The organism is Hafnia sp. HMSC23F03, assembly GCF_001816025.1.
GTDB lineage: Bacteria > Pseudomonadota > Gammaproteobacteria > Enterobacterales > Enterobacteriaceae > Hafnia > Hafnia paralvei.
On record NZ_KV824214.1, the window covers coordinates 440,973 to 460,102 of the forward strand.

The 19,130-nt window shown below is 48.6% G+C and carries 17 protein-coding genes and 1 pseudogene; 6 read left to right on the forward strand and 12 right to left on the reverse strand.

Going from position 1 to position 19,130, the window contains the following annotated elements:
- The 3 genes from mltC to mutY all read right to left on the reverse strand — a co-directional run.
- Positions 1-922, reverse strand: a 922-nt coding sequence (gene mltC / locus HMPREF3091_RS07740; RefSeq protein ID WP_246839963.1) for a membrane-bound lytic murein transglycosylase MltC, incomplete at its 3' end; no start/stop codon positions are given.
- A gap of 83 nt (positions 923-1,005) precedes the next feature.
- Entirely contained in the window at positions 1,006-1,278 is a 273-nt protein-coding gene (locus HMPREF3091_RS07745) for an oxidative damage protection protein (protein ID WP_004093452.1), read from the reverse strand.
- 26 nt (positions 1,279-1,304) lie between these two features.
- The gene (gene mutY, locus HMPREF3091_RS07750; RefSeq protein ID WP_070715150.1) at positions 1,305-2,369 is read right to left on the reverse strand and encodes an A/G-specific adenine glycosylase; all 1,065 of its coding nucleotides are present in this window, start codon (positions 2,367-2,369) and stop codon (positions 1,305-1,307) included.
- A gap of 314 nt (positions 2,370-2,683) precedes the next feature.
- Between mutY and trmB the strand changes: the two genes are divergently transcribed.
- Both trmB and HMPREF3091_RS07760 read left to right on the forward strand, forming a co-directional pair.
- Positions 2,684-3,400, forward strand: a complete 717-nt coding sequence (trmB, locus tag HMPREF3091_RS07755; protein ID WP_004093456.1) for a tRNA (guanosine(46)-N7)-methyltransferase TrmB — start codon at positions 2,684-2,686, stop codon at positions 3,398-3,400.
- A complete protein-coding gene (locus HMPREF3091_RS07760; protein ID WP_004093458.1) occupies positions 3,400-3,726 on the forward strand; it encodes a YggL family protein in 327 nt (108 codons plus the stop codon). Before trmB ends, HMPREF3091_RS07760 begins: the two co-directional genes overlap by 1 nt.
- Positions 3,727-3,793: 67 nt before the next feature.
- Here the strand turns inward: HMPREF3091_RS07760 and HMPREF3091_RS07765 are convergent, their stop codons facing one another.
- Both HMPREF3091_RS07765 and HMPREF3091_RS07770 read right to left on the reverse strand, forming a co-directional pair.
- Positions 3,794-5,077 carry an alpha/beta fold hydrolase gene (locus HMPREF3091_RS07765; RefSeq protein ID WP_070715151.1) on the reverse strand — a complete coding sequence of 428 codons (1,284 nt, stop codon included), beginning with the start codon at positions 5,075-5,077 and terminating at the stop codon, positions 3,794-3,796.
- A gap of 31 nt (positions 5,078-5,108) precedes the next feature.
- Entirely contained in the window at positions 5,109-6,020 is a 912-nt protein-coding gene (locus tag HMPREF3091_RS07770; RefSeq protein ID WP_070715153.1) for an AraC family transcriptional regulator, read from the reverse strand.
- 206 nt (positions 6,021-6,226) lie between these two features.
- Between HMPREF3091_RS07770 and yqhD the strand changes: the two genes are divergently transcribed.
- Complete coding sequence (gene yqhD, locus HMPREF3091_RS07775) at positions 6,227-7,384, forward strand: alcohol dehydrogenase (RefSeq protein ID WP_004093467.1); 1,158 nt, start codon at positions 6,227-6,229, stop codon at positions 7,382-7,384.
- 249 nt (positions 7,385-7,633) lie between these two features.
- The gene (locus HMPREF3091_RS07780) at positions 7,634-8,383 is read left to right on the forward strand and encodes a hypothetical protein (RefSeq protein WP_070715155.1); all 750 of its coding nucleotides are present in this window, start codon (positions 7,634-7,636) and stop codon (positions 8,381-8,383) included.
- A 212-nt stretch (positions 8,384-8,595) separates the two neighbouring features.
- Here HMPREF3091_RS07780 and HMPREF3091_RS07785 read toward each other — a convergent pair whose 3' ends face one another.
- From HMPREF3091_RS07785 to HMPREF3091_RS07800, 4 genes are all read right to left on the reverse strand, one after another.
- Entirely contained in the window at positions 8,596-9,954 is a 1,359-nt protein-coding gene (locus tag HMPREF3091_RS07785; RefSeq protein WP_070715157.1) for a GntT/GntP/DsdX family permease, read from the reverse strand.
- A gap of 368 nt (positions 9,955-10,322) precedes the next feature.
- Positions 10,323-11,330: a PdxA family dehydrogenase gene (locus HMPREF3091_RS07790; RefSeq protein ID WP_070715158.1), complete on the reverse strand. Its 1,008-nt coding sequence runs from the start codon at positions 11,328-11,330 to the stop codon at positions 10,323-10,325.
- A gap of 74 nt (positions 11,331-11,404) precedes the next feature.
- On the reverse strand, positions 11,405-12,922 hold the full coding sequence (locus HMPREF3091_RS07795; RefSeq protein ID WP_070715160.1) for a UxaA family hydrolase: 1,518 nt from the start codon (positions 12,920-12,922) through the stop codon (positions 11,405-11,407).
- 16 nt (positions 12,923-12,938) lie between these two features.
- Complete coding sequence (locus tag HMPREF3091_RS07800; RefSeq protein WP_004093477.1) at positions 12,939-13,838, reverse strand: dihydrodipicolinate synthase family protein; 900 nt, start codon at positions 13,836-13,838, stop codon at positions 12,939-12,941.
- Between the two features lie 244 nt (positions 13,839-14,082).
- Here HMPREF3091_RS07800 and HMPREF3091_RS07805 point away from each other — a divergent pair, with 244 nt between their 5' ends.
- Positions 14,083-14,844, forward strand: a complete 762-nt coding sequence (locus HMPREF3091_RS07805; protein ID WP_070715264.1) for an IclR family transcriptional regulator — start codon at positions 14,083-14,085, stop codon at positions 14,842-14,844.
- A 16-nt stretch (positions 14,845-14,860) separates the two neighbouring features.
- Here HMPREF3091_RS07805 and HMPREF3091_RS23065 read toward each other — a convergent pair.
- The 3 genes and pseudogenes from HMPREF3091_RS23065 to dnaB all read right to left on the reverse strand — a co-directional run.
- Positions 14,861-14,948: pseudogene (locus HMPREF3091_RS23065) on the reverse strand (IS6 family transposase); the annotation flags it as partial.
- A gap of 142 nt (positions 14,949-15,090) precedes the next feature.
- On the reverse strand, positions 15,091-16,170 hold the full coding sequence (alr, locus tag HMPREF3091_RS07810; protein ID WP_004093482.1) for an alanine racemase: 1,080 nt from the start codon (positions 16,168-16,170) through the stop codon (positions 15,091-15,093).
- An 80-nt stretch (positions 16,171-16,250) separates the two neighbouring features.
- The gene (dnaB, locus tag HMPREF3091_RS07815) at positions 16,251-17,660 is read right to left on the reverse strand and encodes a replicative DNA helicase (RefSeq protein ID WP_004093484.1); all 1,410 of its coding nucleotides are present in this window, start codon (positions 17,658-17,660) and stop codon (positions 16,251-16,253) included.
- 99 nt (positions 17,661-17,759) lie between these two features.
- Between dnaB and HMPREF3091_RS07820 the strand changes: the two genes are divergently transcribed.
- Positions 17,760-18,746 carry a quinone oxidoreductase gene (locus HMPREF3091_RS07820; RefSeq protein ID WP_004093486.1) on the forward strand — a complete coding sequence of 329 codons (987 nt, stop codon included), beginning with the start codon at positions 17,760-17,762 and terminating at the stop codon, positions 18,744-18,746.
- Positions 18,747-19,130 lie beyond the last annotated feature (384 nt).

Consider the following 19,130-nt stretch of genomic DNA (forward strand, 5'->3'; position numbering starts at 1 on the left):
CTCGCAACACGCTGCCTGCGCCGCCGTTGTAAGCGGTGATCACGGCATAACGACGTGATGTCGGGTTCTGAATGCCGCCCAGATAGTTATTCTGCAAGATCGCCAGGTATGCCGTACCAGTATCGATATTATTTTCTGGATCAAACAAATAGCTACGGCTTGGCGTACCCCATTTTCCTTTCTGTACGAATACGTCTTTACCTGCGGTGTGCTGAACAACCTGCATCAGACCAAGCGCATCAGAGCCGCTGACAGCGTACGGGTTAAAGCTCGATTCAGTTTGCATAATTGCCAGAATCAAAGACTCGTCGACGCCATATTTTTCAGAAGCTTTACGGACCATTCCGAGGTATTTATGAGCACGTTTATCCAAGTGGTTTGGCACCAATTGGATCGTTACTGAGTAAATCACATGTAGCCCAGAAGTACGCTTCATGAGCTTATGCTGGACTAGATAGTCGGCAAAGTTGCTAGCGCGTCCCTGCCAACGAATTGGCTGTCCGGTATTGTCTAATACTTGACCGTACAGGAAGGGCTCTTTGCTGATCTGAATATCGTTTACATCAGAATAGAGGTCGATAGAACCGGGATCGTCTCCCATCAGCAGTGTGCTGATGATGGCCTGTTTGAGGCTGGCGGCCGGATCCGTCGGTGAGATCGTTTCAATAGTGATCTGGCCGGAATCAAAGTTGATGTGGCTACGCGTTAGGTATTGATCGGTGTATTTTACGTAGTCTTTTGGCCCCGCAATCAGCACCTCGTTGATGCCCCAGATATTTTCAATATTATGGGCAAACTGTCCCATCAAAATGTCGAAGCCATTGGTATCTTTGACATAGGCTTCGCTGTCCTGAGTATTTTTCTTTCCAGAACAAGAGATCAGCAAGGGTGCGATCAGGATCAATGCTAAAACTTTCTTCATCTTCACAGCCATATTGGATGAAAAATAGGATCTCAAACTGCGGGCTTAGCGCTGTTAAACCCGCAATATACTAATGGGTAAGATTACTGGCTTGGTGGCGTATAACCTTCAATATGCACATCATGGCCTTCAAACAAGAACTTCACCATTTCCTGTTCGAGAAGTTTGCGGTCATCTGGGTTCATCATGCTGAGTTTTTTCTCATTGATCAGCATGGTTTGCTTGGACATCCACTGCGACCAGGCTTCTTTCGAAATCTCGTTAAAGATCCGCTTACCCAACTCACCCGGATACAGCTGGAAATCTTGCCCTTCGGCTTCTTGATTTAAAAATGTACAAAAAATTGTTCTACTCATGATTATTCCTCATGTGGTGAGCCTTGTTACGATCGCTGAGAAACTGGCTCTTTAGACAGCTGCTGCAATAACCGTTCCACGGGGGCGGCCAGACCGACGGACGGTGGCTGGGCTAAGTTATACCAGAGTCCAGTTCCTTCATCCATGCAGTGACTTTGCTGTGTTATATCAAACCAAATCGGTACGATATCTAAATGGAAATGGCTAAACGTGTGACGAAATGACGTTAGCTGATGCAGCTTGGGCTGTTTTATCCCAAGTGAAGCCACGTGCTCGCGTAGCGCATCTTCACTGGTGAACTGTGGGAAGCAGTACAATCCGCCCCATAGCCCGACGTTAGGACGCTGTTCCAGCCATACGTTGTCGCCAGACTGCATCATTAGAAAATAGCCCGTTTTTTCAGGAATAGTTTGCTTTGGTTTTTTACCCGGATACTGACTCCAACTGCTATTGGCGTAGGCAATACAACCGCTGCTTAGCGGGCACAGCTCGCATTTGGGCTTACTACGGGTGCAAACCATCGCACCCAAATCCATCATCGCCTGATTAAATTGGCTAACGCCTTTAGCGGGAGTGACCTGTTCGCTGATTTCCCACAGCCGATTTTCGACGTCTTTTTTTCCCGGCCAGCCTTCAACTGCGTAACAGCGAGCTAAAACGCGTTTCACGTTCCCGTCGAGGATGGGATAATGTTGACCGAGCGATAATGAAAGGATCGCGCCGGCAGTGGAGCGACCAACGCCGGGAAGAGCGCAAACATCGTCAAAGGACGTCGGGAATTCACCGCCATGCTTTTCCACAATCATCTGCGCGGCTTTATGTAGATTGCGGCCACGAGCGTAATAACCGAGTCCGGTCCACAGATGTAACACCTCATCCTGAGGCGCCGCGGCCAGTGCGCGAACGTCTGGGAATTTCTCCATAAAACGCAAGAAATAAGGGATCACGGTCGCAACCTGAGTTTGTTGCAACATGACTTCCGACAGCCATACTTGATAAGGTGTTTTTGGACTTTGCCATGGCAAAGTTTTACGTCCGTAGCGGTCGTACCAAGTCAGCACCGACTGCGCGAATTGTTGCGCCAGCATCATAAGCGTTAGGAGTTCCCTGAAGGCCATTAGCGGTTAAGCAACCAAGGCCGATAAAAATAGGCTGCGATTGCAGCACAGAGGCTACCGACTGTAAACCGGATCTTTCTCAAGCTTGCATCAATCGGCTGTTTTACTCGCGGCAATAACGCTGATGAATGTGAGCGTTATCCAGCGATTAACAGTAAATAAATAAAGTTTCTGCCTAGAACTAACCGGTAGCTGTTAAAATCATAGCTTGTGAAAACTGGCTAACTTTGCATAATGCGCCTTCACTTTATGTTAAACATCCATATTCAGGCAGATGAAGCACCACTATGAATGACGTAGTATCACCGGAATTTGATGAGAACGGTCGCGTTATGCGCCGTATCCGCAGTTTTGTACGCCGCCAAGGGCGTCTGACCAAAGGGCAGCAGTTTGCGCTGGACAACTTCTGGCCGGTGATGGGCGTAGATTTTCAGCCGCAGCCGCTGGATCTTGTCGCGTTATTTGGCCGTGACGCACCTACCGTACTCGAAATTGGTTTTGGTATGGGCGCATCGCTTGTGACCATGGCGCAACAGCATCCAGAGAAAAACTTCCTCGGCATCGAGGTTCACTCGCCGGGCGTTGGTGCATGTTTAGCAGCAGCACACGAAGCGGGCATCACTAATCTGCGAGTGATGTGCCACGACGCTATTGAAGTGCTGGAAGAAATGATCCCGGAAAACTCACTGGCAATGGTTCAGCTGTTTTTCCCCGATCCATGGCATAAGGCGCGCCACCATAAGCGCCGTATCGTACAGGCTCCGTTTGCTCAGCAAATTAAGAGCAAGTTGAAAATCGGCGGCGTTTTCCATATGGCAACAGACTGGGAAAACTACGCCGAGCATATGCTGGAAGTGATGAACAACGCACCGGGTTATAAAAACCTGTCCAGCGATAATACATACGTCCCTCGGCCGGACTCGCGTCCATTAACGAAGTTTGAACTGCGTGGTCAGCGTTTGGGGCATGGCAACTGGGATTTGATGTTTGAGAGGGTAGAATAATGGCTAAAAACCGCAGCCGTCGTTTGCGTAAAAAGATGCATATCGATGAGTTTCAGGAACTGGGCTTCAGCGTAAGCTGGAATTTTGAAGAAGGCACCGGTATCGACATTATCGACTCTACTGTTGATAAGTTCATCGATGAAGCTATCGAGCCAAACGGCCTAGCATTTGATGGTAGTGGCTATCTGGCGTGGGAAGGTCTGATTTGCCTACAGCAGATTGGTCAGTGCACCGAAGAACATCAGAAGCTGGTAAAAGAGTGGCTGGAATCACACGGCATGAAGAATGTTGTCGTGAGCGATCTGTTTGATGTTTGGTGGGATTGATCTCCACTCGTGTGAAAAAACCCGCTTCGGCGGGTTTTTTTATTACTAACGTGCGGTTATTAAAGGATCAAACGATGCCACGCAACGCCATCATCTGACGCAAATGCGAGAATACATTGCCCACTCGCAGGCCGTTATGTTCATACTCGCTGGTGATCCACGTTTCCAAGTTACCTATATGGCTCGCCGTTTCTAGCGATAGGCCTACATCAACATACATGTCGTTGTAATAAACAGCGGCGACTACAGGTACTTGGTTAACCTTCAGGCGATCGGCATCATACAGCGAAGACCACTGCTCGCTCTCGGCAAGTAAACTTACCGCTTCTTGGAATGGCCGTAGAGCCTGCATTTCAGCAAACATCCACGGGTAGATCATTTCTCCGGTCAGCAGCAGAGGCCGTTGTTCTGCATGGAATTCTGGCAAAGTATCATGCACTCGCTGCGCAGCCCATTTCGTCGCACCACTGTTATCGTCAGCATAAATACTTTCATGCATAACAGCATAGAGAGGATGTTCTGCAAAGCCGGTCAAATTCATCACCTGAGTGAGGAAAGTATCGCTCAACTCGCCGTCCTGATTAAAAGCCTCATCAAACAGCCACAGAAAGCTTTCATAGCCTTCGCTCATTCCCAACTGAATGCCTAGAGTCTGCAAACGCTGGGTCGAAAGAATATCGCCATCGGGCAGATAAACCTCTTGTTCACTCAGTACGTCGGCGATGCGGTCAATCTGCTGCCGCATATGAGGATAGCGGGAGAAGAAAATCTGATTCTTTTCCCTCAGTTTTTGGTAGGTACGCTGATATAACAATTCAGCATTCGGTTGGATGGCCGGCAATCCACCGGTGATATAGCAGGCCTCAAGCCCTTGAGGAGCTTGCGACAAATACGTCAAAGTAATGAAACCACCAAAGCTCTGCCCTAAAGTGCTCCACTTACGGCCACCAAACTGAGTTTTTCTCAAATGCTCAGCGTCGGCCACAATAGAATCAGCACGGAAACAGCGAAGATAGTCAGCGATCTGCTGGGCGCTGAAGCCACGGATCGAACTGGATTCGATCCTGCTACTCTGCCCTGTTCCGCGTTGATCAAGCAAGATCACGCGGAAACTCTTCAGCGCTTCAGCAAGCCACCCGCTCTGGCTGGTTGGACGCGGACATTTACCTCCCGGCCCCCCTTGTAAAAACAATAGGCACGGCAGATCGTCGGCGTTTCGGCCAGCAATAGATAGCTCACGGGCAAAAATCGAAATCCGGCGTGGCTCGCTGGCATCGAACCAATTCAGCGGCACGTCTAAACGGTGCTCACGCACCTGCATTCCAGCGACTAAATATTCCCTTTCTATCATGGCAAACCCACTCCTGCGGCAAAGTCGTAATTTATCGTTCTACAATACTCAAGCCACCTTCACGGTAGCGAGTCATTTGTTCGCTCGGCGTATTACCAAAGAAACGCTTATATTCGCGGCTAAACTGCGAAGCACTTTCATAGCCCACGCGGATCGCGGCGGTGCTAGCCTTCAGGCCATCGTGTAGCATCATCATGCGCGCCTTATGCAGGCGGAAAGATTTTATATACTGCAACGGCGAGGTTGCGGTGACTGCTTTAAAGTTATGGTGAAAGGCCGATACGCTCATATTCACCTCCTGCGCCAGTAAATCAACGTTAAGGCTGTCGGAATACTGCTGTTCAATCAGGCGTAGAGCCTTAGCAATTTGGCTAAAATGGCTATGACGATTCGCCAAAGCCTGCAATGCCTCCCCACCTTCCCCGCACAAGGCGTGGAACAACATTTCGCGCACAATTTGCGGCCCCAGAACTCTGGCCTGCAGTGGATTTTCCATTGCATCTACCAGCCGTTCGGTGGCACAAAACATCGATTCATCAAGAGAGACTGACTTCACACCACTAGATTGGCAGCGTTGCTTAGCAACCAAGCCATCGCCGATATCCATCAGCAAATCCTGCAGCATGCTGGTATTCACCCGCACCGACAGACCAATCAAAGGTTCATCCGGCGTCGCAAACGTCTCACATTCGCAGGGCAGTGGCAGAGTCATCAGAAGATAATTGGTCGGATCGTAGCGAAATACCTGCTCACCCAGATATCCCACCTTATGTCCCTGAAGAACGATGATAATGCAGGGTTCATACATCACGGGTGTTCGCGGGTGATGCTCATCCGCATAGATAATTTTTACATTTTCAATAGGTGAAGCGCTTACACCAGTCTCGGTAATCTGGCGACTCAGCTGTTGTGCCAGCTGCTTCCACCGTTCATCAATCAACATTGACCAATCTCCGCCACATCAAATAAGTGCAATGAATAATGCCTAATACGCCTCAATTTCTACAGTCATTTGTAGAAATAGGCAAGTCATCAACAGAAATGTGCATTGAGACATCAGCGTATTGCGCCCAGAATAGCATTCAGAAAATGCGTTGGCGTCGACGGCCAAAGCATAACGAATCAAAATAAACACTGAGGTTGATTGCAATGCAAAATTTTACTCTTCACACCCCAACGAAAGTGCTATTCGGTAAAGGCCAAATTGCTAATCTGCGTAACGAAGTTCCAGAGAATGCTCGTATTCTGATTACCTACGGCGGCGGCAGCGTGAAACGCACCGGCGTTCTAGATCAGGTCCTCACCGCGCTGAAAGGGCTACACGTCTTTGAGTTTGGCGGCATTGAGCCAAACCCGTCTTACGAAACCCTGATGAAATGTGTTGAACTGGTGCGTAACGAAAAAATTGATTTTCTGCTAGCCGTTGGCGGCGGGTCAGTGATTGACGGCACCAAGTTTATTGCCGCTGCGGCTGACTACGTTGGCGAACCATGGGAAATTCTAGAAACCCACGGTAGCAAAATCAAAAAGGCGATCCCATTAGCTGCGGTATTAACCCTACCTGCGACCGGTTCAGAAATGAATAAAGGTGCCGTTATTACTCGCCGTGCCACCGGTGATAAACGTGCCTTCCAGTCTCCATATGTCATGCCGAAATTTGCAATCCTAGATCCGGTAGTGACTTATACCTTACCTGCCCATCAGGTCGCAAACGGCGTTGTGGATGCGTTTGTGCATACCGTAGAGCAATATCTGACCTATCCGGTCGATGCCAAAATTCAGGATCGTTTCGCCGAAGGTATACTGCTGACGCTGATTGAAGAAGGCCCACGCGCATTGGCAGAACCAGAAAACTATGACGTTCGTGCCAATGTCATGTGGAGTGCAACTATGGCGTTGAACGGTTTGATCGGCGCTGGCGTTCCACAGGATTGGGCAACACACATGCTGGGGCATGAACTCACTGCGCTGCACGGTATGGATCATGCTCAAACGCTAGCGGTCGTTCTTCCGTCTCTGCTACAGGCTAAACGCCAGCAGAAACATGCCAAACTGCTGCAATACGCAGAGCGTGTATGGAATATTCGTGAAGGTAATGAAGAACAGCGTATCGATGCCGCCATTGCCGCAACGCGTAAGTTTTTCGAAGAGATGGGCATTAAAACCTATCTGAAAGACTACGGCGTTGATGCCACTTCTATTCCGACTCTACTGGCAAAACTAAAAGAGCACGGTATGACCGCTTTGGGCGAAAACAGCGATATTACGCTGGAAGATAGCCGCAAAATTTATGAAGCGTCACTGTAAACGCCCCAGCTCACCGGGCATAACGGATTACATTAAACGTAATCATTTTGTGTCCAACTGAGTTTTGGGCTTTCAGTATCTCAAATAAATAAAAACGGGTGAATGAATGTTCACCCGTTTTTATTGTATGTTCAATATGCTCAATGAGATAATGAACACATCGGCTCATATTAAAAACAAATACCAAAGCATAAAAAATTAACATAATTAATAGATAACATATTGATTACCATAGAAAGAAATGAATATATGAAATGGATTTTAAAACTAGGGTTACTTTTTATTACCGTAGGATCTGCAAATACATTTGCAGCATCTGACTCTCATTGGGATGGCGTCTATCTGCTTAACCAAACAGGTAAGGTTACCATCAATAGTCCAGAAGAATCAATATCTTACTCTATTAATATTGACAGTAAAAAGAACCAAGCCTTTTTAGATGTAGCGACATCGTCATCGATACGGCCCGCTATTATTTCATGCAGCGGTCTGTATGATATAAAAGATAGCAAAGGTATATTAGAGTTAACTTTCTCAAGCCAGAATAAAGCTGCACAATGCTCATTCCCTGCCCCACAGTTTAAAATAAAAAAGACAGGCAATACTTACTCTATTAAAAGTGATAGTTTTTCTAATTCACCGTCAGCTCAATGGTTGCAGCTTACGAAGACAAGAGACGTTGTATGTGACCCAACAATTTATCATGAAATGGAATCAACTGATATCTGCTATTATAATGAAAAAAACATATTGCAGACATACAAAAAATACCTATCTTCATTTAAAGATGATAGTGTCCGAAATGACTTTATTCCAAAAATTCAAATAGGTAAAAATCAGCAGGTAAAAAACCAAGGAAATACCATGTATGTAAATTATACATGGAAGGGCGATAGACATCTTTCAGTCCTTCAACAATATGGAGGAGGAGAGACTGAAACCCTGTTTGATTACGATGGAACAAATACCAAGGTCACGATAAACAGCTCTGCTGATTAAAATATCCTGATGGTATCCATTTAAGAATAGTGGATACCATCAGGTTTACTGGCATTAAGTGTCGTCTGCACTACAGTATTGTCACCATTTATATTAATTCATAGTGTCGGCCGTCCTTGCAAACAGAACCCGCTCACAGAGAATAAAATATTAAATCCACCAAGCGGGCAATCGTAAAACTGATTGCCCACTCTGGTATAAGGGCTGGAAAATCACGAACCGATAATAGCCCCAAGGATGAGTACCCCGATAAGGCCGACAATTGACTGGACGGTGACCAAATAACTCCAAGTGCGAATGGTTTGCGGGACAGTCAGGCCAAAATACTCTTTGAACAACCAGAATGCACCGTCACTGACATGGGAGAAAATCATGGCACCTGTGGTGGTTGAAAGCACCAGCAGTGCAGCATTCGTGTTTGGATTTGCGGCCAGCAAGGCTGCCACAATACCGCCTGATGCGGAGACCGCAACCGTGCCGGAGCCCAACGCAATACGAAAAACAGCCGCCACAAGCCATGCAAAAATCAGTGGAGGGATGGACCAGTCAGTAGCCAGATGGCTGATAATGTCACTCAGGCCGATCTCGGTCAGTATATTCTTGAGACCACCGCCACCACCGATAATCAGCAACAAACCCACGATAGGAACAATGCTTTTCTTGCTGATGGCCAGAATCCCTTCATTACTGAAGCCAGCAGCACGCCCCAAGAAAATCATGGCATAAATCAACGCCAGCCCGAGAGTGATGACAGGGTTACCAATGGCTTGGAAAATTTCTGTTATGACGCCGGTTTTTGGCAGGAAATCAAGACCAATGGTGCCGATAATCATCAGGAACGGCGCAATCATTACCGTGGTCAGTGCGACAGCTAAGGACGGCTGACGAACAGGCTCTCCGGCAGCCTCTTTCCCATGCGCAGGACCGTTCAGATCGAGAGGCGTGCCCACATTGAGATGGTTACGCATAAGACGTGGGAAAAGGTAAGCTCCCGCAAGTAGCACCGGTACGCTGATAATCACACCGTAGAGTGTAGTTTCACCGATATTAGCATTATAGGCAGTAGCGGCAATAATCGTTGCTGGTCCAGGCGGCAGCAGTGCGTGAGCGGTCATCAAACCGGCAGACATCGGGATAGCCACGGTGAGAACAGGCACATTCAGTCTTTTCGTGATGGAGAACACCAGTGGGACCATCAGCACAAAGGTAACTTCAAACAGGTTTGGCAACCCAATAATCAGCGAAACCAAACCGACACTCAGCGGCATCCAGACGAGTTTTCTGGAACCAATAATGATATCGGCTATTTTGTCCCCGCCGCCTGACTGGACCAATAGCCCCCCCAGCATCGCACCGAGGCCAATAACCACACCCGTCACGGAGAGCTGACCACCGAAACCGTGAGTAAATGCTGTCACACTTTTCGTGACGCCAATATCATTCACAATACCTAAAAGCACAGACGAAATGAGCAGAGCAAAAAAAGGATGTAGTTTTAATCGGGTGATAAGGATAATAAGCAGGACAATTGCAATAAGTCCGCTAATTACCACAAATGAAGTTGAATGCACAAGGCTTCTCCTTAGCTGTAGGGACTACGCCGGTGTATATACAAAGATAAACCGGTTGAGTCTGATTTTAAATTATCTGGTTGATACCATTTTTTAAATGGAATATTGTTGTTTTAATTATTTCTTGGACATATAAGTTTCCTGCCGATATATATTAATATAAATAAAGCAGTTATTGATTTTTCACCCCCACTTTAATTACAAGCAAAGAAAGAAGGGAATGCATTACCCTGATGCTGAGCATCGTCATAAAATTTAAATACTATTATCGAGTGTCAATATTATTAAATTAACAACGATGTAGATGACACTCGTCATTTTCCACCACGCCGAACTGGCGTGGCATTAATGGCTATTAAAAAGAAGTATTATTTATGTGTTGTGGAGGCCATTCTGGCCGCAACAGCAATAGCGCGCTCGGTCGCCAGTGTTTTTGCCACTCCCTTTCCTGCAATATCAAATGCGGTGCCGTGTTCCGGAGTTGTGATAGCAAAAGGTAATCCCGCCGCTACGGTGATCCCCACATCAAAGGCGTGAAGTTTGGTGGCTATTTGCCCTTGGTCATGGAACAGGGTTACGACCGCATCATATTCATTATTAAACGCATGTATAAACACGGTATCCCCCGGTACTGGACCATACATATCCATCCCCTTTTCCCGGAAGGTTTCAATGACTGGGATAAGAACGTCAATTTCTTCCGTACCACATGTGCCGCCATCACCAGCATGGGGGTTCAGGGCTGCAACAGCGATGCGCGGATTTTCAAAGGCCGCCATACGTAACGTGTCATAGCACAGTTGGACAGAGCGGCTGACATTTTCAGGAGTTATATGACTGGCAATATCTTTAAACGGAATATGTCCAGTCACGCGAAATACCCAAAGATCGTCAAGTACATTCAGCAATCCACGCGGTCTCTCCAGACATCCCAACTGTTCAGCAAACAGATAATGCTCATCTTCAATATCCCAGCCGCCTTTCTTGAAAGCTTCTTTATTCAGGGGCGCGAAGACAAAGCCGTCAATCTTGCCGGATTTAAGTAATGACATGCTGACTACTAGCGACTCACCCGTTGCGTGACCGGAGGTAGTATCAATAGTCCCCATGGTCATATTTTCAGGGTTGAAGTTTTTCAGATCTAGCAGCGGGATGTTCCCTGTGTCCCAGTTTGCTTCGGCAGGATCGCTAATAACATCCCACTGAAAATTCACCCCAGCAATTTTTTGGCCAAGTGCCAGAACTCGGGCATCACCAATCAGAACTGGCCTACAGTATTTATAGACCGTGCCATCAGCTACCACTTTGGCAATCAGCTCAGGGCCGATACCTGCCGCTTCACCCAGAAAAATCCCCAGAACAGGTTTACGTTCCATTACTCACCTCTGCGTTATCTAAAAATTTGTGTTGAGTTACCTGACGCGCTGAAACAGATGGCTGCCAGCGGTTATTACATGATCGACCCCATTGTCCAGGGCACAAATTCCTGACTACCATAACCGAGCTCTTCACTTCGGGTTCGAGCGCCGGAGGCCATTTCGATGATCCTCTGATAAATTCGTTCCCCAACCTGTTCAATCGTTTCCTCACCTTCGACGATGGTGCCGCAGTTCAGGTCCATATCATCCTGCTGGCGATGCCACAGAGCATTATTAGTCGCGAGTTTCAGACAGGGTGTTGGTTTTGAGCCAAAGGCAGAGCCCCGCCCAGTGGTGAAGCACAACAGATTTGCGCCTCCGGCGACTTGCCCAGTGACTGCCATCGGGTCATATCCTGGTGTGTCCATAAAGACAAAACCCTTCGCCGTGACTGGTTCGGCATACTCATACACTTCCATCAGGCTAGTCGTACCGGCTTTGGCGATACCACCCAAGGATTTTTCTAGCACCGTCGTAAGGCCGCCTGCTTTGTTACCTGCTGACGGGTTATTATTCATCTCACTCCCGGTTCGCTCGCAGTAGTCCTCCCACCACTTAATACGTCGAACCAGTTTTTCGCCCACTTCCCGGCTGATAGCTCGGCGTGTTAAGAGGTGTTCAGCACCATAAATCTCCGAGGTTTCGGAGAGTATTGCCGTACCGCCCTGACGAACCAGCCGATCCACCGCATAACCAAGAGCCGGATTGGCGGAGATACCGGAGTAGCTGTCAGAGCCGCCACACTCAAGAGCCAGAATGATTTCCGAGACAGGCACCGGCTCACGCTTAACCCGATTGGCTTCCGGTAACATCCCGAGAATGAAAGAGATACCCTTTTCGATGGCTTTACGGGTACCCCCGCTTTCCTGAATGGTAAGGCACTTCAGCATGGGGCCTTCACTCAATCCGTGGGCATTCATCATGTCCTGAATCTGAAAGGACTCACACCCCAGCCCCACAATCAAAATTCCGGCAAAGTTCACGTGGGTGGCATAGCCCGCTATCGTCCGGCGCATGACCTTCATCATTTCGCTGTCAGAGCCGAAGGCACAGCCAAAACTTTGCGGCAGCGCCACAATGCCATCCACATTCGGAAAATCGCTGAGCCCCCGCGCACGAAAGTGATCTTCAATAGCTCTGACAACGGTCGCGCTGCAGTTCACCGAACTCAGCACACCAATAAAATTGCGTGTCGCCACACGCCCGTCTGCTCGGCGGATCCCCATAAAGGTATCCTGATGCGCATCCCGCTTCAGGGGAAGACTGCCCTCTCCCCATGCATAATCACGCTCAAAATCGCCCATGCCGAGATTATGTACATGAATATGTTCACCCTGTCGGATGTCGCAGGTGGCAAAACCGATAATTTGTCCGTAGCGCTTAACCACACTGCCGGCGGCAATATCGTGAAGGGCAATTTTGTGACCGGCCGGAATGAGGTTACGCGTCTCTAATCCTTCAGCTTCCAGCCATGTTCCAGCAGGAATATCCTGACGGGCAATAACAACATCATCGGCAGGATTCAGTCTAAGTACCGGACTATGATTCATAATGCGCCCCTCATTTTTACTGGTGAATGCTTGCCAGAATGGTTTTCACCACGGCAGTTTTTTCATCGCTAAGCGGCAGAGCCGGTGCCACAACCGCAGTAGAGATATCCAACCCACTTAGTTTGATGGCCGTTTTAATCACACCAAAGAAAGGCTGTTCCAACGCATACAACGGGGAAAGTTTTGCCAGTTGCTGCTGAAAATACCGGGCCTTCTCCAGATCGTTGTCCAGAAAAGCCTGATAAATACCCCGAGTGATAGTTGGCGCAAAGTTGAAGGTCGCCGGAATGCCGCCATGGCCGCCCAGTAGCAGGGTATCCAGCATATATTCGTCGTACCCGCTGAAGATAATGAAGTCGGGGCGGAAGGTATGCACACGGTTAATAATTTCCCGAGTATGGCTGATGTTATCGATAGTGTCCTTGATACCCACGATATTCGGCACTTCTTTAGCCAGTCGCGTGATGATATCAAGACCAATATCCTGACCGGTCAGATCTGGGAAGTTATACAGGAACACTGGGGTTTTGAGTGCGTCAGCAATACGCTTGTAATGCATGAAGCGGGCGTCATCGCTGATTTTCGCGTAGTACGGATTCACAACCAGAACGCCATCGGCGCCGTGCTCCTGCGCATGACGACCAAGTTCAATGGTTTCTGCAGTACCAGAACAAGCAATACCAATCAGAACAGGAACTCTGCCATTCACATGATGCAGGCAGAATGCAGCTATCTCTTTTCGCTGTTGGGAAGAAAACTGTGAGAACTCTCCCCCACTGCCAAGGATCAACATCCCGTCAGCACCGCTTTCGATAACATGCTCCAGCATCCGAGCCATGCCTACTTTATCCAACTCCCCCTGCGCATCAACTATGGAAGGAACCGGCGGAAAAATACCCCTGAATTTCGTTGACATACCGACCTCATTTAGTTCAATATACAGAACTCAAGTTCCGTGTGATGAATAGAGTACATCAGAGTTGGGCTCAGAGAGTCAAAGGATTTTGCAACGCAAGCTGACAATTGTGATTTGTGTCGGATTTATTGCGTGATATCTGTACTTGGAAATGATGTACAGAAACCACACAAAAGCAGCCCTACTCAACAGAAGTGAATGAGGTATACTCGCAAAAGCCATGAACCAAAAGACATCTGCCCCTATGAATCAGACAATTACAACGTCCGTACCAGCGCTAGATAAAACCGTCAGGATTTGCAGTTACTTGTTTAACACACCGGGTGCCACGTTTAGTCAGATCCAGCAGGATTTGGGTCTGCCCAAAAGCAGCGCCTCATCCTTACTGAATGCGCTGGTTGACCATCATTTGTTACGTCAGGATAGAGGGCGATTTTTCCTGGGGCTGAAGCTGTATGAGTGGGGAAACCGCTCTCTAGAACAGTTTGATATTAGTAAGGTCGCTCAGCCAGTATTGGAAAAACTGCGGGATAGTACAGATCTTATCTGCCATCTGGGTATTCTGGATGAAGTTGCCCCTATTTATATCCTGAAGCTTGAAAGTGCTCAGCCGATAGGGATACGGTCATGGGTGGGCAAGAAACTATCACTCCACAGCTCTGGTGTGGGGAAAGCCCTGTGTGCGTGGCTGCCGCAAGAGATAATGGATACGCTGATGCCAGATGAAACGTTGCCGCGCTATACGGAGACCACTATTACCCGTAAATCTGATTTGATGCAGGAATTTGCGCGCATTCGTGAGAGGGGATGGGCTTTTGATAATGCGGAAGACTCACCGGGAATTTACTGCATTGCAGCGCCAGTATTTAACAGCTCGCAAGAGGTAGTTGCAGCAATCAGTATCAGTGGAGTGGAAGTTCAGTTGCCTAAAGAACGGATCCCTGACTACTCCATTCTGGTACAGAAGGCCTGTCAGGAGCTATCAGCAAAATTGAGATATAGCTGATGTCACAGGTTAGCGGATGACTTATAGCATGCTCAGCGTCTGCCATCATTTCTCAGATTGCGCAGTTCATACGCCGGATACCAGCGTACGCACTGCGCAATAATATCGACTGACTAATTCGGGCTAAAAAGGTTTTTTTGATCAGGGATCATGGCGAGGTAACATCAAAAAACAACGTGTTACCTGACGATTCCTGAATACGACCGAACAGCTTGAAGCTAATGAGCATAAGCCGTCGGCCGTCGTTTATTCGCCGACATACTCCATCGTGACACGTGGCGTCAGCTTGGTAATCAACTCATAGGCGCTGATTCCGGTATACTTAGCAATCTTTTCAACCGGCAGTTCTGCACTCCACAAAACCACTTCATCACCCACTTTATCTTTCGCCTCTGGGCCTAAATCAACCGAAATCATATCCATCGATACACGACCAACAATAGGCACTTCACGGCCATTGACTAGCACTGGGGTGCCAGAAGGCGCACTGCGTGGATAACCATCGCCATAGCCAATCGCGACTACGCCAAGTCGGGTATCGCGCTGGCTTACCCATGTGCCATTGTAGCCCACAGGTTCACCGGCTTTGTGCTCACGCACGGCGATTAGGCTAGATTTCAGCGTCATCACCGGCTGCAAGCCATAATGGTCGGCATAGGGCTCAGTCAGTGGGGATACGCCATACAGAATAATGCCTGGGCGAACCATATCGCGATGCGACTGCGGCCAAAGCAGAATACCGCCCGAAGCAGCGATAGATTGCAAGCCAGGTTTACCCGTAGCAAATGCGTCAAAACAAGCTAACTGAGCTTCAGTCATACCTGTTTCAGGCTCATCTGCACGGCTGAAGTGGCTCATAATATTCACCGGCTGCTCAACGTTGCGGCAGTTGGAAAGGCGCGTATAAAACGCATCGGCCTGCTCTGGACGCACACCAAGTCGATGCATGCCGGTATCCAGCTTCATCCAAACCTTAACCGGACGCTCCAACTCAGCCTCTTCCAGCGCTTGTAACTGTTCTTCGCTATGAATGGCAGTTTCAATATTATTGGCAACCAAAACGGGCAGGTCGTCGGCAGAGAAAAAGCCTTCCAGCATCAGAATAGGCTTAACAATACCGCCCGAGCGCAGTTTCAGGGCTTCGCCGATACGCGCTACGCCATAGCAATCTGCATCTTTTAACGTTTTGGCTGTTTCTAAAAGCCCGTGCCCGTAAGCATTTGCTTTTACAACGGCTATCAGTCGGCTGTGCGGCGCAAATTGACGAATTTGCTGAAAGTTGTGTCGCAGAGCGCGGCGATCAATGACTGCGGTTGCCGCTTTCATTTCTATTCCTTCCCAATATCTCAAATGAGTTAATTAATTACTGCTCTTAGAGAGCTGACGATGTTTTGTCACCAGCTCGATTATTCGTCGTCGTACTGCGGGCCTGCATAGTTATCAAAACGTGAGAACTGACCGTTAAAGGTCAAACGAACCGTACCGATTGGGCCGTTACGTTGCTTACCCAGAATAATTTCCGCAATGCCTTTCAGATCGCTGTTTTCGTGGTAAACCTCATCGCGATAGATAAACATGATCAAGTCGGCATCCTGTTCGATGGAGCCAGACTCACGCAGGTCGGAGTTTACCGGGCGCTTGTCCGCACGCTGTTCCAAAGAGCGGTTAAGCTGAGACAGCGCCACAACCGGAACCTGTAGCTCTTTTGCTAACGCCTTGAGCGAGCGGGAAATTTCCGCGATTTCTAAAGTACGGTTATCCGATAGCGACGGCACACGCATCAGCTGTAGGTAGTCGATCATGATAAGGCTAAGCCCATCATGTTCACGGAAAATACGGCGCGCACGCGAACGCACTTCCGTTGGGGTCAAGCCTGATGAGTCATCAATGTACATGTTACGCTTTTCCAGCAAAATCCCCATGGTGCTGGAAATTCGTGCCCAATCCTCATCGTCTAGCTGACCGGTACGAATTTTGGTTTGGTCAACGCGCGCTAATGACGCCAGCATACGCATCATGATCTGTTCGCCGGGCATCTCCAGACTGAATATCAGCACCGGTTTATCTTGGGTCATTGCCGCATTTTCACACAGGTTCATGGCGAACGTGGTTTTACCCATCGATGGACGCGCCGCCACGATAATCAGGTCAGAGCGCTGTAAACCAGCGGTTTTTTTATTGAGATCCTGATAACCGGTATCGACCCCTGTCACACCGTCATGTGGAGTCTGATAAAGCTGCTCAATACGTGCAACCGTCTGTTCTAAAATACGGTCAACGCTTTTCGGCCCTTCGTCTTTGTTCGCACGATTTTCCGCAATCTGGAATACACGTGATTCCGCCAGATCAAGCAGATCTTCGCTGCTACGCCCTTGGGGATCATAGCCCGCGTCGGCGATCTCATTAGCCACCGAGATCATGTCGCGAACAACGGCACGTTCACGCACGATATCGGCATAAGCACCGATGTTCGCCGCACTTGGCGTATTCTTTGAAAGCTCTGCCAAATAAGCAAATCCGCCCACGGATTCTAATTCGCCACGTTGCTCTAGCGATTCAGACAGCGTGATCAAATCGATCGGCTTGCTCATTTCCAGCAGTCGCTGCATTTCCGTAAAAATTAGGCGGTGTGGACGACTGTAGAAATCGTTGGCGACAACACGCTCAGCCACGTTATCCCAGCGCTCATTATCCAGCATCAACCCGCCCAACACGGACTGTTCCGCTTCCAGCGAATGTGGTGGTAGCTTGAGCCCCTCCATCTGCCTGTCGCGCGGGGTCTCGTTTGATTTGTTGGTGGGTTTATTTCCTGCCATAGTGGGAATGCTTTACCTGTTAGTGAAAGACGCGTCAGTATACCTGAATGTAATCTAATTTTGATTATAACAATGACACTATGCATTTGAGGAAAGACGATGGCAAAACGTATCCAGTTTAGCGCCCATGGTGGGCCAGAAGTGCTTGAATATGTAGACTTTGATCCGAAAGATCCGGCTGCGGGAGAGGTACAGGTCAGCAATAAAGCCATCGGAATCAACTACATTGACACCTATATTCGTGGCGGACTGTACCCAGTCCCTCAGTTCCCATCAGGACTTGGCACCGAAGCCTCCGGCGTGGTCACTAAGGTCGGTGCAGGTGTCACCAGTATTGAAGTCGGCGATCGCGTGGTTTATGCGCAGAGCGCTCTCGGTGCTTATAGTTCGGTACATAACGTCCCAGCGGAAAAAGTGGCTTTACTACCTAGTGCAATAAGCTTTGAACAAGGTGCGGCCTCTTTCCTCAAAGGTCTTACCGTGCATTATTTGCTGCGCCAAACTTATGAAATCAAAGCAGGCGAAATCTTCCTATTCCATGCCGCAGCTGGGGGCGTAGGCCAAATAGCATGCCAGTGGGCAAAAGCGCTGGGTGCCAAGCTGATTGGTACCGTAGGTTCAGACGCTAAAGCCGAACGAGCAAAACAGGCTGGTGCATGGGCGACAATTAATTATCAAACCGAGGATATCGCCCAGCGCGTCGCAGAGCTGACTCAGGGCGAGAAAGTTAACGTTGTCTATGACTCTGTGGGCAAAAGCACCTGGCTTGCCTCGCTCGATAGTCTGAAAAAACGCGGGCTGATGGTCAGCTTTGGCAATGCTTCAGGCCCTGTCACCGGCGTTGATTTGGGGATACTCAATCAAAAAGGCTCGCTGTACGTTACGCGCCCTTCTCTCAATGGCTATATCAATAATCACCAAGACTTGCTTAGTGCCAGTCATGAACTCTTCTCAATGATTGCCAGCGGTGCAATTAATGTTGATGTGCCTGATACGCAGAAATTTGCCTTAAGTGACGCAAGAAAAGCGCACGAAGTACTGCAAAGCCGCGGGACACAGGGATCGAGTTTGTTGATACCGGAGTAGTAGGCGTTATTTTGGCTGGGGTTTGGGATCTCCACTATGCGAGCATTGTGTAATATTCCGCCCGCCTGTTCATACCGAGTTTCATTGATACGCCCGTGAAGGCGTACGGGATGCCATCTTCGCTACGGTTTGGTATCGCCCATCCAGGGCGCCCCAAACTCCGTCACGACATCCCTGTCGTGCCGGCTCTACCTACCAAGACTTAACCAATTAAAAAGGCAAAGGCAAAACAATATTGTTTTGTCTTTTTGTGTTAGATGAAATGCATGATAGAACCGCCATCAGAGAAGATGGCGGTAGGTCGAAGGCGCACAGGATGTGTGCTCCGAGACCGGTCGGCCAAACGACGCGATAAAAAGCGCGAGAGTCGAGAGGTTGCGCGCT